The organism is Paenibacillus sp. FSL H7-0703 (assembly GCF_038003485.1).
GTDB lineage: Bacteria > Bacillota > Bacilli > Paenibacillales > Paenibacillaceae > Paenibacillus > Paenibacillus polymyxa_B.
In genome coordinates, this window is sequence record NZ_JBBOPF010000001.1 from 2,546,168 (window position 1) to 2,567,096 (window position 20,929).

Below are 20,929 nucleotides of genomic sequence, written 5' to 3' on the forward strand. Positions count from 1 at the left end.
GGATAAAACGCAAATTCAAATCCCTCAAATGCCAGTATACAAGCTGCTCAGCAGTTGCATCCAAGGTAAAAAAGAAACCCTCGTCTTAAAAGACGGGGTTTCTTAACTATTTTATTGATCGTTATTTTAAAAAATCTGCTCTCTTGTCTTCACCGTGGGAACGTCTGGCAAAGTCGATAAATTGGAATTTGTCTAGCCGATGCCTTGACTCGGTATACTGGAACAATGTGGTGTCTTCCAGATAAACATAGTTACGTACTACGACCACATGAGTGTAGTTCTGAAGGTCCATCAGCCTATGATCTTCTTCGTCTGCATTTTCTACGGAAACGACCTTTTTGGCATAACTAATTTGAAGATGGAGCTCTCCCTCCAAATATTCGTAGATGGACCCCCGACTAATTTCCTCGGTAAGCACAGGTACAATGTCTGATCGAAAGTAATCTTTATCCAGTATGACGCATTCACCTTTAATCTCACGCGCACGAATAACTTTCCAGACCAAATACTTGTCTTTGTCAATCTCAAGATGCTTGGCGATGTCATCTGGAACTGGAATTAGCTGATTTTCATGTACAATGGTACGTGATGTACGCCCAATTCGTTCAGACATTTCCTTGAAACTGACCAGTCCTCCTATAGGAAAATCCATCCGTCCAATATCCAGAACAAAAGATCCTTTAGCTTTTATTTTATGGATATACCCATTTTGTGCAAGCAAGTGAAGTGCTTTACGTACGGTTTCACGAGAAGTGTTATACTCTCGGGCCAGTTCATTTTCAGATGGCATTTTCGTGCCTGGAGCCAATTCGCCTGTCTGGATCTGTCCCGAGTACTCCTGATAAATTTGCAAAAATATATTCTTTGTCAATTTTCATCACCACGTTCATTGTAGCATTCTTTCACTTCCCTGTTCACTATAATAGACTGTGCGAATTGAATCTGAATTAATTCCTATGACCTGATGAAGAATTCAAATGAATTCTCATTAAGGTATACTGCAAATCGTCTGCCTCACCTGGCAGTTCTTCAACCGATTCAATCATACTCTGACCATCCGGGACAATGACTGGTGTAATGACGGGATATCCGGATTTCTGAATCAGATCACGGTCAAATTCCATCAGTAGTTGTCCTTGCTCCACGGTTTGATTGGTCTCCACATGCATGGTGAATCCCTCACCCTTCAGTGACACCGTATTGATCCCCACATGTACCAGAATCTGTACACCTGTCGAATGCTCCAAAATCAAGGCATGCTTGCTTTTCATCATGATATGAATAACTTTTCCCCTGAATGGGGCAAGAATCTTGCCATCCTTCGGTTCCACTGCAATACCTTGCCCCATCTGCCGTTCGGCAAAAGCCGGGTCAGGAACTTGTTCCAGCGGTACAACACGTCCTCGTACGGGAGTCCTCACTTCAAGCACATCTATTGCGGTATTTTGCGGAAGCGAGTCTTTTTGTACGGAATCATTGGCTGGTGCAGCCTGACGGCGCTTAGTTAACAACTTGCCATACATTAAAGTTAAAGCAAATGGCACAATTAACACGATCGCCATCCCGATGAAGAATACACCCCAGTTGTTTGGGAAAATAGACAAGAAGCCTGGAATCCCGCCCACACCAATGGAAGAAGCCATCACATGATTTACGGTGAGCAGTATACCTGCAATACCGGAACCGATCATTGCGAATACAAACGGATATTTATATCGGATATTCACCCCGAATATGGCAGGCTCGGTTACACCCAGAAATGCAGACACTGAAGAGGTAAGAGCCAATCCTTTTCCCTTTTGCTCCTTCAATACCAGCATCATTGCCAGTGCTCCGGCACCCTGAGCGATATTGGACAGCGCCAGCATCGGCCAAAGGAATGTTCCACCCTGCGTACCAATTAATTGCACGTCCACCGCCAGGAAAGTATGGTGCATTCCCGTAATCACGAGCAAGGAGTACAAGCCTCCATAAATCAGGCCTCCCAGCGCAGGAGCCAAATCGAAAACGTATACAAGACCAGACGTAATAGCATTACCAATCATAAAAGTAACCGGACCGATTACTGTAAATGCCAGAAATCCCGTTATTAATAATGTAATCGGTGCTACAAGTAACAGTTTAAATGAATCTGCTATCTTCTTATTTAGGAATTTCTCAATGTGCGCGAGCACGTAAGCGGATACTAAAACGGGTAAAACCTGTCCTTGATAACCAATCTTGTTCACTTCCCACCCAAACAAATTCCAAACCGGAACGGTTCCTTTGGTAACGGCATCCGCATAACCGTATGCACTTAATAGATCTGGATGAACCAGAATCAGACCCAGTACAATCCCGAGTAAAGGACTGCCGCCAAACCGGACAACGGCTGACCATCCAATTAAGGCAGGTAGAAATGCAAAAGCGGTACTGGCAATGGTGTTAATGATAGCAGCAAAGTCAGTCCATTGAGGATAGACCTGAACCAGAGCCATACCTTCGAAGAAAATTCCCTTGCCTGTCAAAATATTATTTATTCCAAGTAATAAACCTGCGGTCACGATTGCGGGCAAGATGGGAATAAAAATATCTGCCAGCGTCTTGATAGCACGTTGAATAGGATTTTGTTTTTTGCTTGCCGCATTTTTGACATCGTCTTTAGAAGCCCGACTACCTCCTGTAATGGAGATCATTTCGTCATATACTTTATCCACCAGACCTGGGCCAATCACGACCTGATATTGTCCTTGTGAAGAAAATTGGCCTTTGACCAGATCATTTTGTTCAAGTGCATCTTTATCAACCAGCTTATCATCATAAAGGGCAAATCGCAGACGAGTTACGCAATGCGTAGAGGCCTCTATGTTGTCTTTGCCACCAACGGCTTTTATAATGTCTTCTACCTGTGATCTTTCAATCGCCATTTAGCCCACTCCCTTAACGTTTGCTTATTTTAAAGTAGCAACCCCGGTTATCAAAATAACGTGCCCGGGGTGCTACTAGATGTCTCCATACTATTCACTAAGTCTACGAACAATCCACATATATGAAGCATATGGGGTTAAAGAGATCACTTGTTTTAGCTCTGGTGCGTGCTGGGTATTACCAATTAAGAGCTCAGCCGCATCCAACGCTTGATTTTTTAATCGTGAATAAAATGAATCTGGTATACGGAATTGCGCATCCTGTCCGCTAAAATTAGAGATGACGATCAAAGTCTCTTCTTCATTGCTGCGTTGATAGGCGTAGACCTGAGGATGAGCTTCGTCCAAGCGTTGATAATTCCCATCGGTAATGACTTGCACCGTCTTACGCAGATGAATTAGCTTACGATAATGGTGATAGATAGAGTTCGGGTCCTCTAACTGAGCCTGAACATTAATCTGTGGATATCGTTCATCTACTTTAATCCAAGGAGTGCCTGTAGTGAAGCCCGCATTGCGAGTGCCATCCCACTGCATCGGTGTTCTCGAATTATCACGAGACCGCTCTCGAATGATATTCAATGCTTCTTCTGCACTTTTGCCTTGCTCCTGTAAAATACGATACATATTCAGAGATTCAACATCCCGAAACTCTTCAATGTCTGCCCACTGCGGGTTGGCCATCCCAATTTCTTCACCTTGAAATATATAAGGTGTACCTTGAAGACCATGTAGCGTGGTTGCCAGCAGCTTGGCGCTTTCCCCATGGTATTGGCCATCATCCAAAAAGCGAGAGATTGCCCTTGGCTGATCATGATTATTAAAAAACAATGCACTCCAGCCGCCACCCTGTTGCATGCCCGTTTGCCAATCCGAGAATAGCTTTTTCAGCATTTCAAAATCATATGGCATGAGTTCCCACTTCTGTCCATTTGGGTAATCCACCTTCAAATGATGAAAATTAAAGGTCATGGACAATTCTTTTCTCTCTGGATTGGAATAACGGATGCAGTGCTCTAGGGAGGTAGAGGACATCTCACCCACAGTGACGCTATTTTGTTTGGCAAATACTTTCTCATGTAACTCATGAATGTATTCATGCACATGTGGACCGTCCGTATAATATTTACGTCCGTCGCCAGGAACCGTGCTCCCATCATCATTCGAGAATTGTTGATCTTTGGAGATCAAGTTGATGACATCGAGCCGGAAACCACTGACTCCCTTCTCAGCCCAAAATTCCAGCAGATTGACAACTTCCTGACGGACTTTGGGATTTTCCCAGTTTAGATCCGCCTGAGTCTTATCAAATAGTGTCAGGAAATATTGGCCTGTTGTCTCGTCATATTGCCAAGCAGGTCCACCAAATTTGGAAACCCAATTGTTTGGTGGTCCACCATCGGGTGCTGGGTCACGCCAGATATAGTAGTCCCTATACTCACTATCCTTAGAAAGCCGTGCCTCCTGAAACCAGGCATGTTCTGTGGAAGAATGGTTAACCACGATGTCGATCATTAAGTACATCCCACGTGCCCGGATTCCCTCGCTCAATTCTTCAAAATCCTGCATTGTTCCATAATCGGGATTAATCTGGCAATAATCGGCTACATCATACCCGTTATCACGTTGTGGTGAGACATATACAGGCTGCAACCAGACAATATCAACACCCAGTTTTTTTAAATAATCCAGCTTTTGCGTCAGTCCTCTTATATCACCGGTTCCTTTGCCCGTCGTATCGTTAAAACTTTTGGGATAAACCTGATAGACTACTGATTTACGCCACCAGTCTTTATCTTGAGGAATTAAAGTCTTGTTCATTGCTTCCATTCATGCTCATTCCTTTCTTGCGAAATGAAGTAGCGTAAAAAACAATATAACGCTTTCAACATCTTGTATATACAAGATTAAGTCATGTATATACAAGTTGTCAACAGCTTTATCTATTAAGGTAATACCCGTTTTACAGCTAAATGATCAGGAGACTCATCCATTCTGTTCGATTGTATGTTATGACTCGTAGAATAAGCTCAATTCACACGAAAAAAGGCCCCTGCCTATAGTCAGGAACCTTTCTTTTCTTTGATGAATAGGGTGCTCATTTACATCCATATCGATAGTGCACTATAAAGGAGCAATAAGGACATTATGATATTGAAGGAACGCTCATGCTTATTCAAGAAACGTTGAAACACAGCGCCAAAAATCGCCCAGCTCACTACAGCTACAAAACCAATACAGGTCAGGAGTAATGAAATCGTAATAAGCTCTATATATGATACATCATAAGGCATTACAAACGTTGAAATGACCGTAATACCATACAAAATGATTTTTAAATTGATAAATTGCAGCAGCAGTCCTGATTTGAAGGAATATCCCTCATTGTGATCATTATCGTCCGTAGAGGATTTGCTCTTTGCAATTTTCACCGCCAGATAGAGCATGTACAGACTGCCGAGGACATTCATCCAGATCTTAACTCGTGGCAAAAAATGATACAAAGCAAGATTAAAATAGCAGGCTAACAGCATAATAGCGAAACAGCCTGCTGTTACTCCCAGCAAGAATGGGAATGCTTTTTTCAAACCCAACCGCCTGGCACTGTCTAAAGACATAATATTGTTGGGACCTGGCGTAAAGCTGCTAACAAGTGCATAAGAAAGGAACGGAATAAACGGCATGCAACAATCAACTCCCGTATGTTATAATTGAATGAAATGTACGTTGAGACGTACATTTGTACTTTATGATTGTACAATATGTTCTTTATAAAGCACAATAGGAGCGAAGAATTATGGAGAATATTAATCTGATTTTAAGTAAAAATTTGAAACATCTAAGAAATGAAAGAAAATTAAGTTTAGATAAATTAGCTGATCTGACGGGGATCAGTAAAACGATGCTCGGTCAGATTGAGCGGGGAGAATCTAATCCCTCGATTACAACCGTATGGAAAATTGCGAACGGCTTGAAAATCTCTTTCACTGCTCTGATTAATGAACCACCTGCAGATGCGGTAGTCGTTCCTAAAAGCAAAGTACAAGTGCTTGAAGAAAATAATCACTATAGGTTGTATCCGTTTTTCCCCTATGAAGGAAGTAGAAATTTTGAGGTTTACACCGTAGAGATTGAAGCAGGCGGGGAACTGAGTTCAGCGCCGCACCGTGAAGGTACAGAAGAATTTATTACGGTATTTGAGGGTGAGATGGTGGTAAAAATCAGCGAAGAAATGTACACGGTTAAAGCTGGAGATTCGATCCGCTTTAAAGCAGACCGCCCACACATTTACTATAATCTAGGAGAAACACTGGTTCGGATGAATATGATTATTTATTACTCTGTATAGTCCTCAAGAGATCCTAAGTGTTCAAGTCTTTAAATTAAATGATCCTATTAAAATAAGGAGCCCTTTTAATAGGATCATCGGTACAAAATATTAAATGATTTACTTGTATGCTGTTTAGGAGATTTTAATTTGCTTAATTATTCGTGCCGGATTTCCAGCTACAACCACATGATCTGGAACATCCTTGGTCACTACTGCTCCTGATGCCACGACGACATTATTACCTATCGTAACACCGGGATTAATAACTGCTCGACCGCCAATCCATACATTGTTGCCAATCGTTACAGGTTTCCCATACTCTGGGCCAGCGATTCGTTCAAACGGATCTATGGGATGAGTCGCTGTGTAAATATGAACTCCTGGAGCCAGGAAACAATTATCTCCAATACGCACTTCGCAAACATCCAAAATGGTACAGTCAAAGTTGGCGTAGAAATTTTCCCCAACATGGATATTGTATCCGTAGTCACAGCGTATGTTGGGTTCCATGCCTATATTTTCACCAGTTGATCCGAAAAGCTCCTTAAGTAACTTTTCACGATACTCACGATCCGTCTCTGCCGTCTGATTAAAAAGACGTACACATCTTCTCGCATACTCTCTTTCTTGCGTTAATTGAGGATCAGCAGCTACATACAGTTCCCCATCCATCATCTTTTGTTTTTCCGTTTTCATAGTCATGCGACAATCCCCTTTATATTTTAATCTGATTTCTTTTCTTTCACCCCAATAGGTTGGGCTGCACCGGATATCAAGCCAGCAACAATAACGCCAACAAGCACTACGATCAAGGCATGCAGAAGTCCAACATGCTCACCTAAAAACCCTAATCCTGGGGGGCCTACTAAAAAGGCAATGTAACCGATCGTGGCTACGGCTCCAACCCGGATAGCTGCACCACGAGGGTCATCTCCGGCAGCAGATAAGCCCACAGGAAAACCAAGTGAGGCTCCAAGCCCCCATAATACGACGCCCACTCCGGCTATGAGGTAATGCTGTCCCCAGATCACTAGAATGATACCGATAGCAGCCAGGACAGCACTTCCTTTCAATACAGGGACACGGCCGTATTTATCCAGTATGAATCCTCCGGTAAAACGTCCAATGGTCATCGCTGCCACAAATAGTCCATACATATAGGAACCTGTTAAAGAATCCACGCCATAACCATCCACCATCGTTAGCGGCAGCCAGTCATTCGCAGACCCTTCTGCAAACGCCATACCTAACACGATGATACCGATCAATAAAATTCGTCTTTCTTTCCATACAGCAAGCTGCGCCTTGAGATTAGATCCAACCTTTTGAGTAGGAACTTCTTTCTCTATACCTGTATCGTGAGGCAGAAAACGATAAAAATAGAAAGTTACCACTGCAATCATGGCAGCCATCGCTCCAAAATGGACCACAACAGGTATGTGTAGTGCCGCTGCTCCAGAACCGATGACTGCACCTACAAGTGTCCCCATACTAAATGAACCGTGAAAAGCCGGCAAAAGCGTTTTTTGCAATTGATTTTCTACCGCAGAACCTTCGACATTCAGAGCTACTTCTGCTGTCCCATAACCACCTCCAAAGATGACTAAACCAGCAAACACGATGCTCGTGAGCGAAAATGCAGTTCCCAACCCTACAATGACAAAACCGCTTACAATCAAAATCGCACTTCCCAGAATGACCGCCCGTCCACCTATACGAGAAATAATATTGCCTGCACTGAGTAGTCCCACTAAAGAACCTGCAGCTAATCCAAAAATAATGATTCCCATTTCGGCAGTCGAGACATGCAAAATATCCCGTATAATAGGCGTTCGAGACACCCAGGAAGCAAAAGCTACACCTGGTAAAGCGAATAATAAGAACAAAATATTACGAATTACCCGAGGATTCATGGATGGTTCTACTGGCATTTACTTATCTCCTTATCACCACTTTTTATTAATCTTTTAATAAGATATATTATAATTAGTCATTCTATTCACATCCAAACTATTTGTCAAAAAGAGAATTATAGTCATAGATCGTTATTGACCGTCAGTTGTAAACATATTAAAAACCATACAAGCTCTAGACTGAATCAGCCTTGAATTATCATTTGCGTTCTTGTTCTATTTTCAGTCTGGTTTCTCCCTGCAACTCTCCCTCTGCTGACGCTTGAAGCAACAACTCACCAGCCATATAACCGGATTGTACAACAACGAGACACCTTCCTCTGTGTGTTCGTCTCTCATTCCCCTTGAAGGATTCATCGCTGGTGAGATCCCCATTGTCTATTCCAAGGATACGACCATCACCCTGTAGTTTAAAGGCTACATCAAAATCCTGGTTAGGTACAATGATCCCATTTTGGTCTATGACGGTTACTTCCACATGAGATATCTCATGCCCATCAGCAGGTAGAATTACCCGATCAGCCTCCAACTTTAAAGCATAAGGAAGCCCGGCAGTGGTTAATTCATGCTCACAAACCTTCTTGTTTCCATTACGACCCACAGCCCGGATTTTGCCCGGTGTATAGGGAAGCTCCCATAGGATTAAATGATTAGGATAGTCCACTAACTTCCTCTCACCGTATGATTCATCATTCATGATCAATTCCACGCTCTCACAATTGGTGAAGGTAACCAACCGTATCAATTTTCCACCGTATTCAGGAAATGTCCAGTGATCATCCATAGCCGGAGATTTCCAGTGCATCGTCCATGTCGGATTAAATTCCGATTTCATATGTTCGTTAAATACGGCTATGTGCACAACAGGCTGATTAGACCATAAACTTTGTTGGAGATAAGATACTGGTTTGCGGAATCCGCAAGTATCAATCAGGCCCGAAGACCACCCTTTAGAGGGATAGCTCGTTTCTCCCAAATAGTCAATTCCACTCCAAACAAATTGACCGATCACATAATCATGATTAGCGACATCAAACCAGGGATTCATAGGCAAATAACCTTTAACCCGGTTATCCTTACCCCGATAGTATGGGAATGTTTCTGTTCCAAGGATAAGCGTATCCGGCATGGCCGCCCTATAGTGCTCATACCACTGCTCCTGATAGTTTAACCCTAGAACATCCACTCGTTGTGCCAGCTGTTTGGTATGCTCCACTTTGGCCTCAATTGAACCCTCACGCAAGCTGATCGGTGTATTATGCGGCTCAAGCGCACATATAACTGGTCGGGTTGGGTCTTTTTCATGGCAGAAACCCACGAGCTGCTCCAACATTTTGAGCATGGATGGCTGACCTTGATTCTCCACTTCATTCCCAACGCTCCACATGAAAACACTGGGATGGTTCCTGTCTCTGAGCAACATTGCTTCCAGGTCTTTTTCCCACCACTCATCATATAAATGCTCATAGAAAAGAGATTTCCATTTGTCAAAAGCCTCATCAACCACCAAGAACCCCATCTGATCACATAAATCTAATAATTCGGGCGCCATCGGGTTATGAGCAAAACGGATCGAGTTACAGCCCATTTCCTTCAGCTTTTGAAGCCTTCTTTTCATGGCTGTATCATGGTAAGCAGCCCCCAGACAGCCTAAATCATGGTGAATGCACACTCCCTTTAGCTTTAAGCTGTGCCCATTCAGAAATAAACCTTTTTGAGTGTCCAGCTTCACTTCTCTTATGCCAAAAGGGGTACAATAACGATCCACCTCTGTATTGTCGCAATAGATCGTCGTCTGGGCTTCGTAGAGCACTGGGTTGTCCGGTGACCACAGTTCTGGCTCTAAAACTCGCGTTTTTTGCTCTATTTCCCCCGTTTCACAGCTCGAAAGAGTGACTCGGTTTTCAACTTTTCCTTTGATTTGTCCCTGTGGGTCCAGCATTTCAGTCATAATCGTACACTCTACGGCATGCGCGTGATGATTAGTGACCTGGATTCTGGCAGTTACCTTGGCTTCATCTGGCGAAATTTCAGGTGTGGTAATGTAAGTCCCCCATTCGGTTATATGAATATAATCCGTACAAATCAGCCAAACATTACGATAAATACCGGCCCCGGAATACCATCTGTCAGGTGAAAGAATCGTATTGTCCACTTTGACAGCAATCACATTCTCCTCATCCCACCGAATATATGGAGTCAAATCATATTGAAAGCTAACATATCCATAGGGCCGCTTGCCCACAAAATGCCCATTGATCCAAACCTCACTGTTACTGTGAATACCATCAAATTGTATGTATACGCGCTGTTTTGGAGAGGAGGGCTTCACATTAAAATGCTTTCTGTACCATCCGACAGACCATCTCGGCAAATAAGCTTGATTGCCACCATACAGCATATGTGGATCAAAGGACTTCTCAATGCTCCAATCATGAGGGACTTGAAGGAGTCGCCAATGCTCATCGTTGTAGTCCATTTTCTCAGCACCTGCGTAATTACCCTCTATAAACTTCCAGTCCGTTTTGAACGGCATAATCACTCTGCTTCCCATCATCTTGCCTCCATTTCATAAAGTGGATGAACGGATATAACAGCAGTGCTGGATGACCATCACAAAAGACGTGTTCTCATTACAATATTTGAAACACCGGGCGATCTTCTATAAAGTGTACGGGGAGCATTGGAAATTGGGCGGAAAGTACATCTGCGAGATACTTCATCCCAGGTGCTTCACTTTCAGCATGTCCCAGCATGATAAGTGCTTTACTTTGACCTTGATAGACAGCATCTTTAACATATTCTGGTGTTTCCCATTCTGGGCCTTCACCGGCAATGACTAAATCTACATTTTCATTTAGAAATAATGGAATGGCTAGATCACCACCTCCCCTGTATCCTACTGAGATTCCCACTCGTTCACATGGCATGGAAACCTCACCAGCCACCCGTACATAACGAATATGTAGTTTGGCTTTGATATATTCAGCGATCTCCTTAACTTCCATAACCGGAATAGTCAAAATGGCGGCCGTCGGCTGCTGCTTCACAATGTAGTTGTGCCAGCCAAGCGCCTGAAGAAGCCCAACCATCACTCCATCCGGTTGATAACGATGTATGGCGTCATGAAACCGATAAATGCCTATACCTGCATCGGCAATGAGGCGAGATTTTTGCAAAAAAACAGGATCATGTAGTAAACATTCATGCATCCTCTGATGACTATAAAAGATGCCTTCATGCGTAATGATAAAATTTGCACCTAGAGAAATAGCTTGTTCTATCACATACTGCGAAGCGGAGAAAGCGGTTACAATTCCGTGCACCTCAGTATCTATAAATCCTGGTTCCAGCAGATCTACGGTGGTGTTGGGTATGCTTATTCCCTTGGTCAGATGATTCACAATCTGACCCATAGTCATGGTCATACACGTTCCCTCCTCATGGATAAGGTATATCAATTGTACCATTTTATTTCAATCATAGGTGCTATTCCTTCTAGCAAAACAGCCAGTTCCAAAGGAGCCAGCTGTTTTACGAATGGTTCTATTATTTATACAGAACCCCTAAAATGGAGTCGATTCGTTCTTTTGCCCCTTGCCAGGATGTCATGACGGGGAACTCATATTGCTCTCTTGCTCTCAGATTCCATGGATGAGGAATGCAAAGCACCTTTTTCCCCTCCTCTAGCGCAGGCACTAAATTATGAGGACCATCATCAATCAGGAGATCATAGTTAATCAGGTTCTTTCGTTTACATGGGAAAAAGTTCTCAAATGGAATGAATGGCATATGTCTTTGAAGCCAGTTCCATTTCTCTACGACGGTCTTGGGTTCTGCCGCTGTCACAATAATGACATCAAAAGCATTGCAAAGCTTCTCCATCTCTTCTACAACATACTCGTCATACAGTTCAAGTTCCTCAAATAAACCCGGTCGCCCATAAAATACATCATGCGTGCTTTTGGGATGACGTAGATGATCAGTATTCCAATCTAACATTTCTTCATACCGAAGCGGATGAGTGGGAAATTCACTATTGTTATGGTATATGGCTCGTTTGACGAGATGACAGATGGTATCGTCCATATCGACTGCAATGATTGGTTTTCTCATCAGCTTGCCCCTATTCACTCTGGTAAAATTTTTCATAAGAATATCATACTATAATTTAATATCGTGGTGAAGCTTAGGTATTGCTTCCGATAGATCTCACCTTTGTTCAAGATAATCAGCCAAGCAGAACGTTAGGTTTATCTACATAAGTTAGGGACACTAAAGAAAAACTAGTTAGGTTATTTTTATCTTAAAAAACTAAATTACAAATAAATATCGAAGGAATACACCTTAATATAAGCAACGAGTACAATAAAATCATAGAAAAATCACACATAAATAAGTAATCTATGTGTCTGAATTTCAAAAGCAAAAAAATAGCTAAAAAAAATCAATTGCATAACAAAAACACAAATGATAGAATAACAAAAAATAACTATTACCAAAAATGAAAGCGTTTTATGTTGTGTTTAGCTTACTGCTGTATACATACTTACACACCTACTTCATCTCTATATAGCAGGAAGTTGAATAATATATTTAGGGAGGTAAAAAAATGAAGGTATTGTTAAGAAAAGCATTATTGTCTGGACTCGTCGGTGTGCTTATCATGATTGGTTTGGGGGGATTCTTCTCCAAGGCACAAGCTGCTTCAGGATTTTATGTAAGCGGTACCAAATTGTATGATTCTACAGGCAAGCCATTTGTTATGAGAGGCGTCAATCATGCTCACACATGGTACAAAAACGATCTTTATACAGCTATCCCGGCAATTGCCCAGACAGGCGCTAATACCGTCCGAATTGTCCTTTCTAACGGAAACCAGTACACCAAGGATGACATTAATTCCGTGAAAAATATGATCTCTCTCGTCACGAGTTACAAAATGATTGCTGTGCTTGAAGTTCATGACGCTACGGGCAAAGACGACTACGCGTCTTTGGATGCAGCTGTGAACTACTGGATTAGCATAAAGGATGCTCTGATCGGCAAGGAAGACCGGGTTATCGTAAACATTGCGAACGAATGGTATGGTTCTTGGAATGGAAGTGGTTGGGCTGATGGATACAAGCAAGCGATTCCCAAGTTGAGAAACGCAGGTATCAAAAATACGCTTATCGTCGATTGTGCCGGATGGGGACAATATCCTCAGTCTATCAATGACTTTGGTAAATCTGTATTTGCAGCTGATTCTTTGAAAAATACGGTATTCTCCATCCATATGTATGAGTTCGCGGGTAAAGATGCTCAAACTGTTCGAACCAATATTGATAACGTTCTGAATCAAGGACTTCCTCTGATTATTGGTGAATTTGGCGGTTACCATCAAGGAGCAGACGTCGACGAGACAGAAATCATGAGATATGGCCAATCCAAAGGAGTAGGCTGGTTAGCCTGGTCCTGGTATGGTAATAGTTCCAACCTTTCCTACCTTGATCTTGTAACAGGACCTAATGGCAATCTGACAGATTGGGGGAAAACTGTAGTCAACGGAAGCAACGGGATCAAACAAACATCAAAAAAAGCTGGTATCTACTAAACACATTAAGAAAATAAAAAAGACTCATGTATTCACTGGCTCCTCACTTTATGTGAAATGAATCTGGAAAAGAATCACCATATAACCTTCTGGGTTATATGGTGATTTTGATTTCATATACAGGTACAAGGCTAACCGAACTGATATCTACGATACGTTCCTTTGTCGTCTCGTTCCAGCCCGCCATAGTCGTATTGCTGTTGAGAACCTTACCCTTTCGAATGGGGGAAACATATACGTACAACCCTTGCTTGATGAGCCGATGTTCAAATGCTTTCAAACCTATTTCCCAGGTCGTATGGTTGCAGAAATTATCGTTGATCAGTTCGCCATCCATAAAAGCATAACCGATATCTCCAGTATAATCGATACGCAGCAGAGCCTCCTTGATTCCATGAAACGCATCTGTTTCGAAATCAATAGTAAATTTATCTTTATTTACCCTTTTCAAATTGAAATGGATTTCTTTCTTAGGAGCCTTTAAACGATACGTTTTGAATAATTCACTTTCTGTTATTTCAAGCAGTTCTCCACCAGAAATAGATGTGAATGAGGCGTCAAAATCCGGGAATACACTCAGGGTTACCCTTTCTTGGCCCGTTGATTCCAGCCTTAGATCGCCCTCAGATATAAGTACATTGGCATTTGTCAGCATCACTCTGTCGCGGCCTTGCATGTTCACCTTCCAAAATGTAAGACTTCGCTCATCAGTCATCGTGTAGATGGCAACATTTTTGCCACTTTCAGATACCAGATGGATGAGACTATCCTCCTCTTCAGCAACCTTAATGATCGTGTTCCCATCGAATTGCTCTATCGAACCTTTGTCGATTGTGGCACTGATCATGCCTTTTGACTCCATTGCATACGTTCCTTTCATGCCCTCTGGTACAAAGAAAAAATAATACACTTCTCCATCTTCTTCTATCCTTGTTATCAGCTGTGCCGTAGCATATTTGAGCTTCATTCCATCTAAATTGAAGTTAAATGGCAATATGGCAAAACTATCACGTCCTAACGTTAGTTCACCTTGACTAGGGATTACAATCGTTTCCTCGGGCAGCTCAATGCTCACATTAAAATCGCACAGGTCGTCATTTTCGACATGGTCTTGGAAATTATTTAGAAATAGGTACCCCGATCCGGCACTGGATCGCACAGCATATCGTAACGTTTCCACATCATAAGGGTCCATCTGGGACGTATCCCCTGGCAGAATAGTCTTTGTTAGAGAGAATTGCTTTTGGAACGTTGAAAAAAAGTAATGTTGCAGCTTTGTTCTTTGATATGACTCTCTTACTTGACCGAATTCGCCGATCATAGCGTTGAAATCATAGGATATTTTAGGGGTGGCTAGATCATTTGTGAACGGGTTAACCTGACCTCGAGGATTGGAACCCCCATGATACATGTAGTATCCTATCAGGTTACAACCTTCTGCAACCTTCATGACAGTCATCGCTGGAACACTACGGTAGGGAAAGGCGAACCGATATTTATAAAACTGAACCATGCCGCCACCCATTTCACAGCAAGCGTACGGATAGTCTTCAGGGGCATATTGAGGCTCAAAATTGTAGCTCTTTGGAATCTTGTTATTATGCTTGTCTCGGAAAATGTATTCCGGTGTCGCAGGATGCTCGTCCATCCCTTCCAAACGTCCCTCTTCGTAGTAGATCCATGGCCAATAGGCATACCCGCCCCATAATGGCAGCATATCAGGGACAGGAGTTGTTGCTCCTCCCCATCCTGTGCACGTATAGATCGGAGTATCAATCCCCGCTTCCAGAGCTATTTCTTTAAGTTTTAACATATGCGAGTTACCGTCACTTCCGCTGTTTAACCACATATCATTAATTCCTACAGTCCATGCCCACTGGGCAGATGAATGATGATGTTCGTTTTCGATTTGGGTGCCGATAATCGGCCCCCCTTCCTTATATAGCAGCCCTTTAACCTGGGCACCGATCTCGTTATATAATCTTCTCGTATAGAACAGATACCCCTCATCATTAGAGCGAACCTCAAATGGTCGACCAAATAACCAATCCGGCATACCTCCGTTTCGAATTTCCCCGTGATTGAAGGGTCCGATCCGAATAATGGAGTATACCTGATGTTTGCCGCACAACTCGATGAAACGACGAAGATTCTTGTTCCCACTCCAATTAAAAATACCTTCAACTTCTTCATGTAGGTTCCAAAAAATATAAGTGGCAATGATGTTTACGCCGCCCATTTTTATTTTAATGATTTCGTCTTCCCAATAGCGTTCATCATAACGGGCATAATGGAATTCACCACAAATACCGAAAAAGGGCTCTCCGTCCTTCTCCATAAAATAGTTGGTGAATCCGATTTCCTCTCCTTTTGGATTGGTGCCGCCAAGTTTGATATGTCCTTTAATAATATGCTTTTGATCGTCTTTGACTGTAACCCGATAGGTTCTCATGGAGTTCACTCCCCTCACTCGTTAATCTGAATTCAAGATAAATTGATTCCACTTGCGCTGCCAAGCGATATCATTCCAGAATGGATGATGGGGAGCACAGTTAGAGCAGAGGGTCATTCCCCAGAACCCAAGTGCCATTCCTTTTCGCAATACATATTCAGCGATAAATTTACCGACTGGGCCTTCTTCAAATTGGGCATACAGCGGCGTGTAGCCTACATAACCTTCTCCTATGACAATTGGAATGCCGGAATGACGAGTCCATTCATGAATCTCTTCCAATCGGGAGTCGGCCTTCTGTAACATGGCAATTTTATGGTCTCCATACCGATCGTACAAAAATAAATCCCATTGATCGGGATCTACCCAGTCGTGCAAATAAATAAGCCTCATGCCGACTGGATTGCCTTCCATCCGCCAATTCTGCTCCGGAGGCAGGGTCCACTCTGCAAATGGAGGAGCATCTTCTCTTAATAGGGATTGTACGAATGGATTGGGGAACGGCGCCAACTCATCATCAAGCCCTGCCGCTTCCATAAGCTCATTGAGTACCCCTTTAATATAAAGATGAAAATGGGCAACCTGCATATTGCGCGCGACGTAAGCTTTAGGGTAGGCTTCATTTAACGTATAACTGGCGGTCATCATGATATCAGGATGACATTGGCGGAGATATCCAACTGCTTCTTCTACGTAGGGCTGCATGGCTTCAATAAGCGCTGGTACATTCGTTTCGGCTATGCCTTCAGACGTTCCGACGGCGTTTAACTGCCCAAATTCCACTTCGTTATGCAGCTCTGTATAGATAATCTGGTTCCTATAACCTTCTGCTGTGACGAAACGAATCAACTGATCCATTGATTTTGCAATGGCCATAAATCTCTCCTTAGGAGGTATTGCAGCTAATTCATCTCTAAGCTCAGCATGAGCCAGAAAGCTGGGACTCTGCTGATATTCCCAAGAGGATAACATAATGTAACAGTTATGAGCCTTAGCTTGTTTAAACAGTTCAAGTAAATGAGCATGCCCGTCCAGCACTGCGCCGCCACGACAGTTATACCAACGCGTACGCTGGCCTACTTCCCCAAGGTTAGCAAACTCCAAGGGTCCAGGACGTTTGCCATCCGCTGTAAACAACATGAATGGCATAGCACATATTCGGATCGTATTGTAGCCTCTTTCGACCGCTTCTTTAAACCGGGCTTCAAGATCGCTGTAGGGCTCACCTTCCTGCGTCATTGTATACCAAGAAAAGTCCCACATGGTGATCGTCAATTTGCGCGGTACATTTCTCATGAGATTACTCATTTGATTTCCCCTCCCAGCTCCAGTCCATATGGTTCAATGCTCCTTGATGATTAGCTTCCAGCTTAAGCACCGATTCAAAATGCAAGATAGCTTCGTCCTGTCGCCCTAATCCAAGCAAACCAAGTGCCTTCATATAAGTACAATGAACCTGATTACGAATATTCAGGTCATCTTCAAAGATGAGAAAGTCGGGTAACGAGACCGCGAAATAATCCATTTTCACGGGTTCGAACAAGTGCCTTTCGGCGTAATCAATGAGCTTGTTGAATCGACGCATGCCTTCCTTCGCATAACCAAGTTTCTTCCAGGCCAATCCTTGATAAAATATCATATCTGGCTGTTGATCGTTATAATACATGGCATCAATGGGTTCCCCCAGTCCTTGAGAGGCCGTGGAAAAGGCCTGCCTTGCCTCATCTGTTAATTTCAATAGCTCATACGCGCAGCCCAAATAATAATAGATATCGTTATCTTGGGAACCCTCTAGCTTACCTTCGCCAAGATTCTTTGGATACACTAAAGCCTCCCGCAGCCCTTTTACAGCCTGTTCAATCCGCCCAGACCTCAGGTCGGACTTCGCAAGCTCTACCTTGGCAAGCCTATACTGTCCAGTTACCTTCCCCTCTCCGCCTTCCCATGGGTGAAATATTCGCCCTGTCAGCAAGGACAACGCTATTTTATGCTGCTTCATCGTATTGTGAACGGTTACATATTCCAAAAACAGATCATCGCGAAGCTTTATGATTCCCGGATAACTCTCCATTAGGTTCAATCTGTCGTTGGGCCTGATGTTCAGCTTCTTATACAGCTGGTCAAGCTCATAAAGAACACGCGCGTCTGAAGTATTGCACGCAAAGGCCTGCTCTAACGAATGGCGAGCCTTCTCTACTTGGCCCTGTTTGTTAAAATATCCAAGAGCAAGATTACGGTGAACAACGGGGTAAGTATCGTCAATGGAACGAGAAGTTTCCCAGCTGGAAATGGCATCCAGATGCCGTTTCTTATCATAGAGTAAATTACCTAAGTAATAATGCGCCTTTCCGTCCCCCGGTCTCGTTCGAATTGCAAATTGTAACACATCCAACTCAAACAGACTGTTAGGAAAGCAGTAGTCGGGTACTGCATCTGCGGCCTGAGCGAGAGCATTGTTCACCTGCTCATGCTTGCCGATTTTAGCATAGCAGAAGGCCTGAACGTAATACAGCATAGGGTATGTTTTCGCCTGCTCTGGAGCTTCTTCCAGCACACATGCTGCATCCTCATAGAGTCCCGCCGCCGCGTAGTCCGATGCTACCGCTATATAATTATGCACATCTCCCCGCATCCATTTTCCCAACTCTTCGAGGACCGTTTTAGCATCATCTCGTAACCCGAGAGCCTCTAAAGATAATGCTTGCTCACGGTAAGCTCCAAAATCGGCGATATCGAGCTTCATCGTTTCCTTGGAGAAGGCTATTGCCGCTTCGTAGCTGCCGAGCTTACGAAGAATAGCTGACTTCAGGTTGCGTGCTTTGTAATTGTGAGCATTGCGGATGATTGAACGCTCCACGAGCTCCAATGCTTCTTCATAGTTCCCTTGTTCTGTCGCAATCTGTGCCAGTGAGAAATACCCGCTGTCTTGCCATGCCGCACTCCATACCGATTTATAAAAGGCAGCGAACGCCTCGTCCATCCGCTCTTGGTGTTTTAGCGACAAGCCAAGCTGGTAGTAGGCCTCACCGTCATAGGGATTAGAGTTACGCCAGGTTACCCGCGAGATGGCTTTACGAAAGCACTCTTCACTTTCTGAATACAACCCTCTACGAAGAAGCAACGTACCATATGCCACATTTATGCGGCTGTCATTTTTATCTCTTTTCAGGCCCTCAAGATAGTACGCCTCGGGTTCAAAGGTAGCATGACGGTATTGCTCCAAATGTTGTCCTGCTAAATACAATTCTTCGTTCGTTCTTAATTCCTCCGGTTCTGGCAGGGGGGCAGCGGTAGCCGGCATCTGTTCAACTTCCTTTTTCTTCGGCTGGTAGCTAATCAACTCCCTTCCGGTCGCGTCTTTGACGATTAAGCATAGTTCATAATCCTCATCCTCAGCCAAAATAACTGTCTTCTGTATAAAGGCCTTATTAGGCGTCAGATCTAAGGTTTCTTGGATATAAACTTTCCGTTGACTGCTTAATTCCACAACAGCCTCACGAAATGATGAAGTTACATAGACTCCAATCTGTGCTGTCCCTTCGCTGCGATTTAATTCCAAATTAACGGCTGCGTCAATTGAAGCGTTTTTGACCATACCAATATGTTTGTAAGGCATAAAATACTGCGAGAACGATTTTTCTTCATACGGCTGAAGCCAAGTGAAATCTGGTTGGTTATCGGTATATACCCCCGTCATCAACTCGATGTAGGGACCATCTTCGTCTGTTAGATTCCTGTCCCATGCTTGGCCGAATTCGCCATTTCCCCATGTCCATTGCTTTTTTCCAGGAGAGATATGATGGTTGGCCACATGCAAAAGCCCGGCTTGTTTCATATGGTCGTAACCACCTATGAAATTGTAATCCGATTTATAGGCCATATATGAAGTGGGGACAGGGATATTTTTGTATCGGGAGATATCTACACCTTCAGAATAATCCATTTTATAATAAGTGCCTGTAGCGATCGGGAAACGGGATACATCACGCTTTCCATGGTCGAACACGGCTGATACGTCTGGAGGAAAAACGGATTGTGTGTGCTCATGTACCGCTACGGCTGGATTGGCCCACCATAGAAACGTTTGAGGCTCGTCAGTCCGGTTGTATAGCTGGGCCTCAACTTTAAGGTATGCTTTATCTGGTTGTAGTGTAAAACCAGCTGTTACTTTCGTGCCGAACATACGATCAATTTCGCTTACCCATACCGTTGCGCTTCCGTCGTCATGTTCTTCCAACTTGTATTCAACGGGTCCATAAGTGTTGGGACGGTGATGCTGCGGCCAGTTGAACTCAATCCCTCCAGATATCCACGGCCCCAATAAGCCCACAAGCGCTGGTTTGATGACCCTGTTATAATAAACAAAATCGTAACCGTTGGTCTTGTCGACCGCACGATAAATGCGGCCTCCCAGTTCCGGCATGATCTCAATGCGTAAATATTTATTTTCCAGAAAAACCATTTGGTAATTTTCAAGTTTCTTCTCATCCTCAATTTTATCAATTACCGGATGCGGATACACTCGACCGGAGCTTCCCTGGTAGACACGTTTCTCCAGAAACATTGGATTTTTGTCAGGTTTGCCAATTCCATACGTGGGGATCTGCACAGTTTGCTCCCACACGCGTGCCTTAGCATCGAAAATGCTCAATTCCATCACTCCCTCATAGTCGCCCTTATATTCAGAGCTTACAAGTAAGCGACATTACAGACAATTGACAATCCACTGTT

General features: G+C 43.4%; 14 protein-coding genes. 2 read left to right on the plus strand and 12 right to left on the minus strand.

Annotated features, from left to right (window positions below):
* Positions 1-121: 121 nt before the first annotated feature.
* The 4 genes from treR to MHB46_RS11090 form a co-directional block, all read right to left on the minus strand.
* Positions 122-871 carry a trehalose operon repressor gene (treR, locus tag MHB46_RS11075; RefSeq protein WP_341162348.1) on the minus strand — a complete coding sequence of 250 codons (750 nt, stop codon included), beginning with the start codon at positions 869-871 and terminating at the stop codon, positions 122-124.
* A gap of 76 nt (positions 872-947) precedes the next feature.
* Positions 948-2,906, minus strand: a complete 1,959-nt coding sequence (gene treP / locus MHB46_RS11080) for a PTS system trehalose-specific EIIBC component (RefSeq protein ID WP_341162349.1) — start codon at positions 2,904-2,906, stop codon at positions 948-950.
* A gap of 90 nt (positions 2,907-2,996) precedes the next feature.
* Positions 2,997-4,736 carry an alpha,alpha-phosphotrehalase gene (treC, locus tag MHB46_RS11085; protein WP_341162350.1) on the minus strand — a complete coding sequence of 580 codons (1,740 nt, stop codon included), beginning with the start codon at positions 4,734-4,736 and terminating at the stop codon, positions 2,997-2,999.
* Between the two features lie 272 nt (positions 4,737-5,008).
* The gene (locus MHB46_RS11090; RefSeq protein ID WP_341162351.1) at positions 5,009-5,590 is read right to left on the minus strand and encodes a LysE family transporter; all 582 of its coding nucleotides are present in this window, start codon (positions 5,588-5,590) and stop codon (positions 5,009-5,011) included.
* Positions 5,591-5,703: 113 nt separating this feature from the next.
* On the opposite strand from MHB46_RS11090, the gene MHB46_RS11095 reads away from it, so the two are divergent.
* A complete protein-coding gene (locus MHB46_RS11095; protein ID WP_336077950.1) occupies positions 5,704-6,255 on the plus strand; it encodes a helix-turn-helix domain-containing protein in 552 nt (183 codons plus the stop codon).
* 114 nt (positions 6,256-6,369) lie between these two features.
* On the opposite strand, the gene MHB46_RS11100 is transcribed toward MHB46_RS11095, so the two are convergent.
* The 5 genes from MHB46_RS11100 to MHB46_RS11120 form a co-directional block, all read right to left on the minus strand.
* Positions 6,370-6,939: a sugar O-acetyltransferase gene (locus MHB46_RS11100; protein WP_341162352.1), complete on the minus strand. Its 570-nt coding sequence runs from the start codon at positions 6,937-6,939 to the stop codon at positions 6,370-6,372.
* Positions 6,940-6,959: 20 nt separating this feature from the next.
* A complete protein-coding gene (locus tag MHB46_RS11105; protein ID WP_432421734.1) occupies positions 6,960-8,168 on the minus strand; it encodes an MFS transporter in 1,209 nt (402 codons plus the stop codon).
* 181 nt (positions 8,169-8,349) lie between these two features.
* A complete protein-coding gene (locus MHB46_RS11110) occupies positions 8,350-10,704 on the minus strand; it encodes a glycoside hydrolase family 2 TIM barrel-domain containing protein (RefSeq protein WP_341163731.1) in 2,355 nt (784 codons plus the stop codon).
* 79 nt (positions 10,705-10,783) lie between these two features.
* Entirely contained in the window at positions 10,784-11,578 is a 795-nt protein-coding gene (locus tag MHB46_RS11115) for a Nif3-like dinuclear metal center hexameric protein (protein ID WP_341162353.1), read from the minus strand.
* Positions 11,579-11,699: 121 nt separating this feature from the next.
* Positions 11,700-12,266: a 5' nucleotidase, NT5C type gene (locus MHB46_RS11120; RefSeq protein ID WP_341162354.1), complete on the minus strand. Its 567-nt coding sequence runs from the start codon at positions 12,264-12,266 to the stop codon at positions 11,700-11,702.
* Between the two features lie 496 nt (positions 12,267-12,762).
* Here MHB46_RS11120 and MHB46_RS11125 point away from each other — a divergent pair, with 496 nt between their 5' ends.
* Positions 12,763-13,746 carry a glycoside hydrolase family 5 protein gene (locus MHB46_RS11125; RefSeq protein WP_341162355.1) on the plus strand — a complete coding sequence of 328 codons (984 nt, stop codon included), beginning with the start codon at positions 12,763-12,765 and terminating at the stop codon, positions 13,744-13,746.
* 94 nt (positions 13,747-13,840) lie between these two features.
* Here the strand turns inward: MHB46_RS11125 and MHB46_RS11130 are convergent, their stop codons facing one another.
* From MHB46_RS11130 to MHB46_RS11140, 3 genes are read right to left on the minus strand one after another with little or no spacing between them, the layout of a single operon-like run.
* Positions 13,841-16,198: a beta-galactosidase gene (locus MHB46_RS11130; protein WP_341162356.1), complete on the minus strand. Its 2,358-nt coding sequence runs from the start codon at positions 16,196-16,198 to the stop codon at positions 13,841-13,843.
* A 21-nt stretch (positions 16,199-16,219) separates the two neighbouring features.
* Entirely contained in the window at positions 16,220-17,506 is a 1,287-nt protein-coding gene (locus MHB46_RS11135; RefSeq protein ID WP_341162357.1) for a cellulase-like family protein, read from the minus strand.
* Complete coding sequence (locus tag MHB46_RS11140) at positions 17,499-20,855, minus strand: DUF5107 domain-containing protein (RefSeq protein ID WP_341162358.1); 3,357 nt, start codon at positions 20,853-20,855, stop codon at positions 17,499-17,501. Before MHB46_RS11140 ends, MHB46_RS11135 begins: the two co-directional genes overlap by 8 nt.
* Positions 20,856-20,929 lie beyond the last annotated feature (74 nt).

Bases quoted from the DNA above. Each gene is read 5' to 3' on its own strand.
- MHB46_RS11100 (WP_341162352.1), bottom strand. From the start codon at position 6,939: ATGACTATGAAAACGGAAAAACAAAAGATGATGGATGGGGAACTGTAT.
- MHB46_RS11130 (WP_341162356.1), bottom strand. From the start codon at position 16,198: ATGAGAACCTATCGGGTTACAGTCAAAGACGATCAAAAGCATATTATT.
- MHB46_RS11125 (WP_341162355.1), top strand. From the start codon at position 12,763: ATGAAGGTATTGTTAAGAAAAGCATTATTGTCTGGACTCGTCGGTGTG.
- MHB46_RS11115 (WP_341162353.1), bottom strand. From the start codon at position 11,578: ATGACCATGACTATGGGTCAGATTGTGAATCATCTGACCAAGGGAATA.
- treP (WP_341162349.1), bottom strand. From the start codon at position 2,906: ATGGCGATTGAAAGATCACAGGTAGAAGACATTATAAAAGCCGTTGGT.
- MHB46_RS11120 (WP_341162354.1), bottom strand. From the start codon at position 12,266: ATGAGAAAACCAATCATTGCAGTCGATATGGACGATACCATCTGTCAT.
- MHB46_RS11140 (WP_341162358.1), bottom strand. From the start codon at position 20,855: ATGGAATTGAGCATTTTCGATGCTAAGGCACGCGTGTGGGAGCAAACT.
- MHB46_RS11110 (WP_341163731.1), bottom strand. From the start codon at position 10,704: ATGGGAAGCAGAGTGATTATGCCGTTCAAAACGGACTGGAAGTTTATA.
- MHB46_RS11135 (WP_341162357.1), bottom strand. From the start codon at position 17,506: ATGAGTAATCTCATGAGAAATGTACCGCGCAAATTGACGATCACCATG.
- MHB46_RS11105 (WP_432421734.1), bottom strand. From the start codon at position 8,168: ATGCCAGTAGAACCATCCATGAATCCTCGGGTAATTCGTAATATTTTG.
- MHB46_RS11095 (WP_336077950.1), top strand. From the start codon at position 5,704: ATGGAGAATATTAATCTGATTTTAAGTAAAAATTTGAAACATCTAAGA.
- treC (WP_341162350.1), bottom strand. From the start codon at position 4,736: ATGGAAGCAATGAACAAGACTTTAATTCCTCAAGATAAAGACTGGTGG.
- MHB46_RS11090 (WP_341162351.1), bottom strand. From the start codon at position 5,590: ATGCCGTTTATTCCGTTCCTTTCTTATGCACTTGTTAGCAGCTTTACG.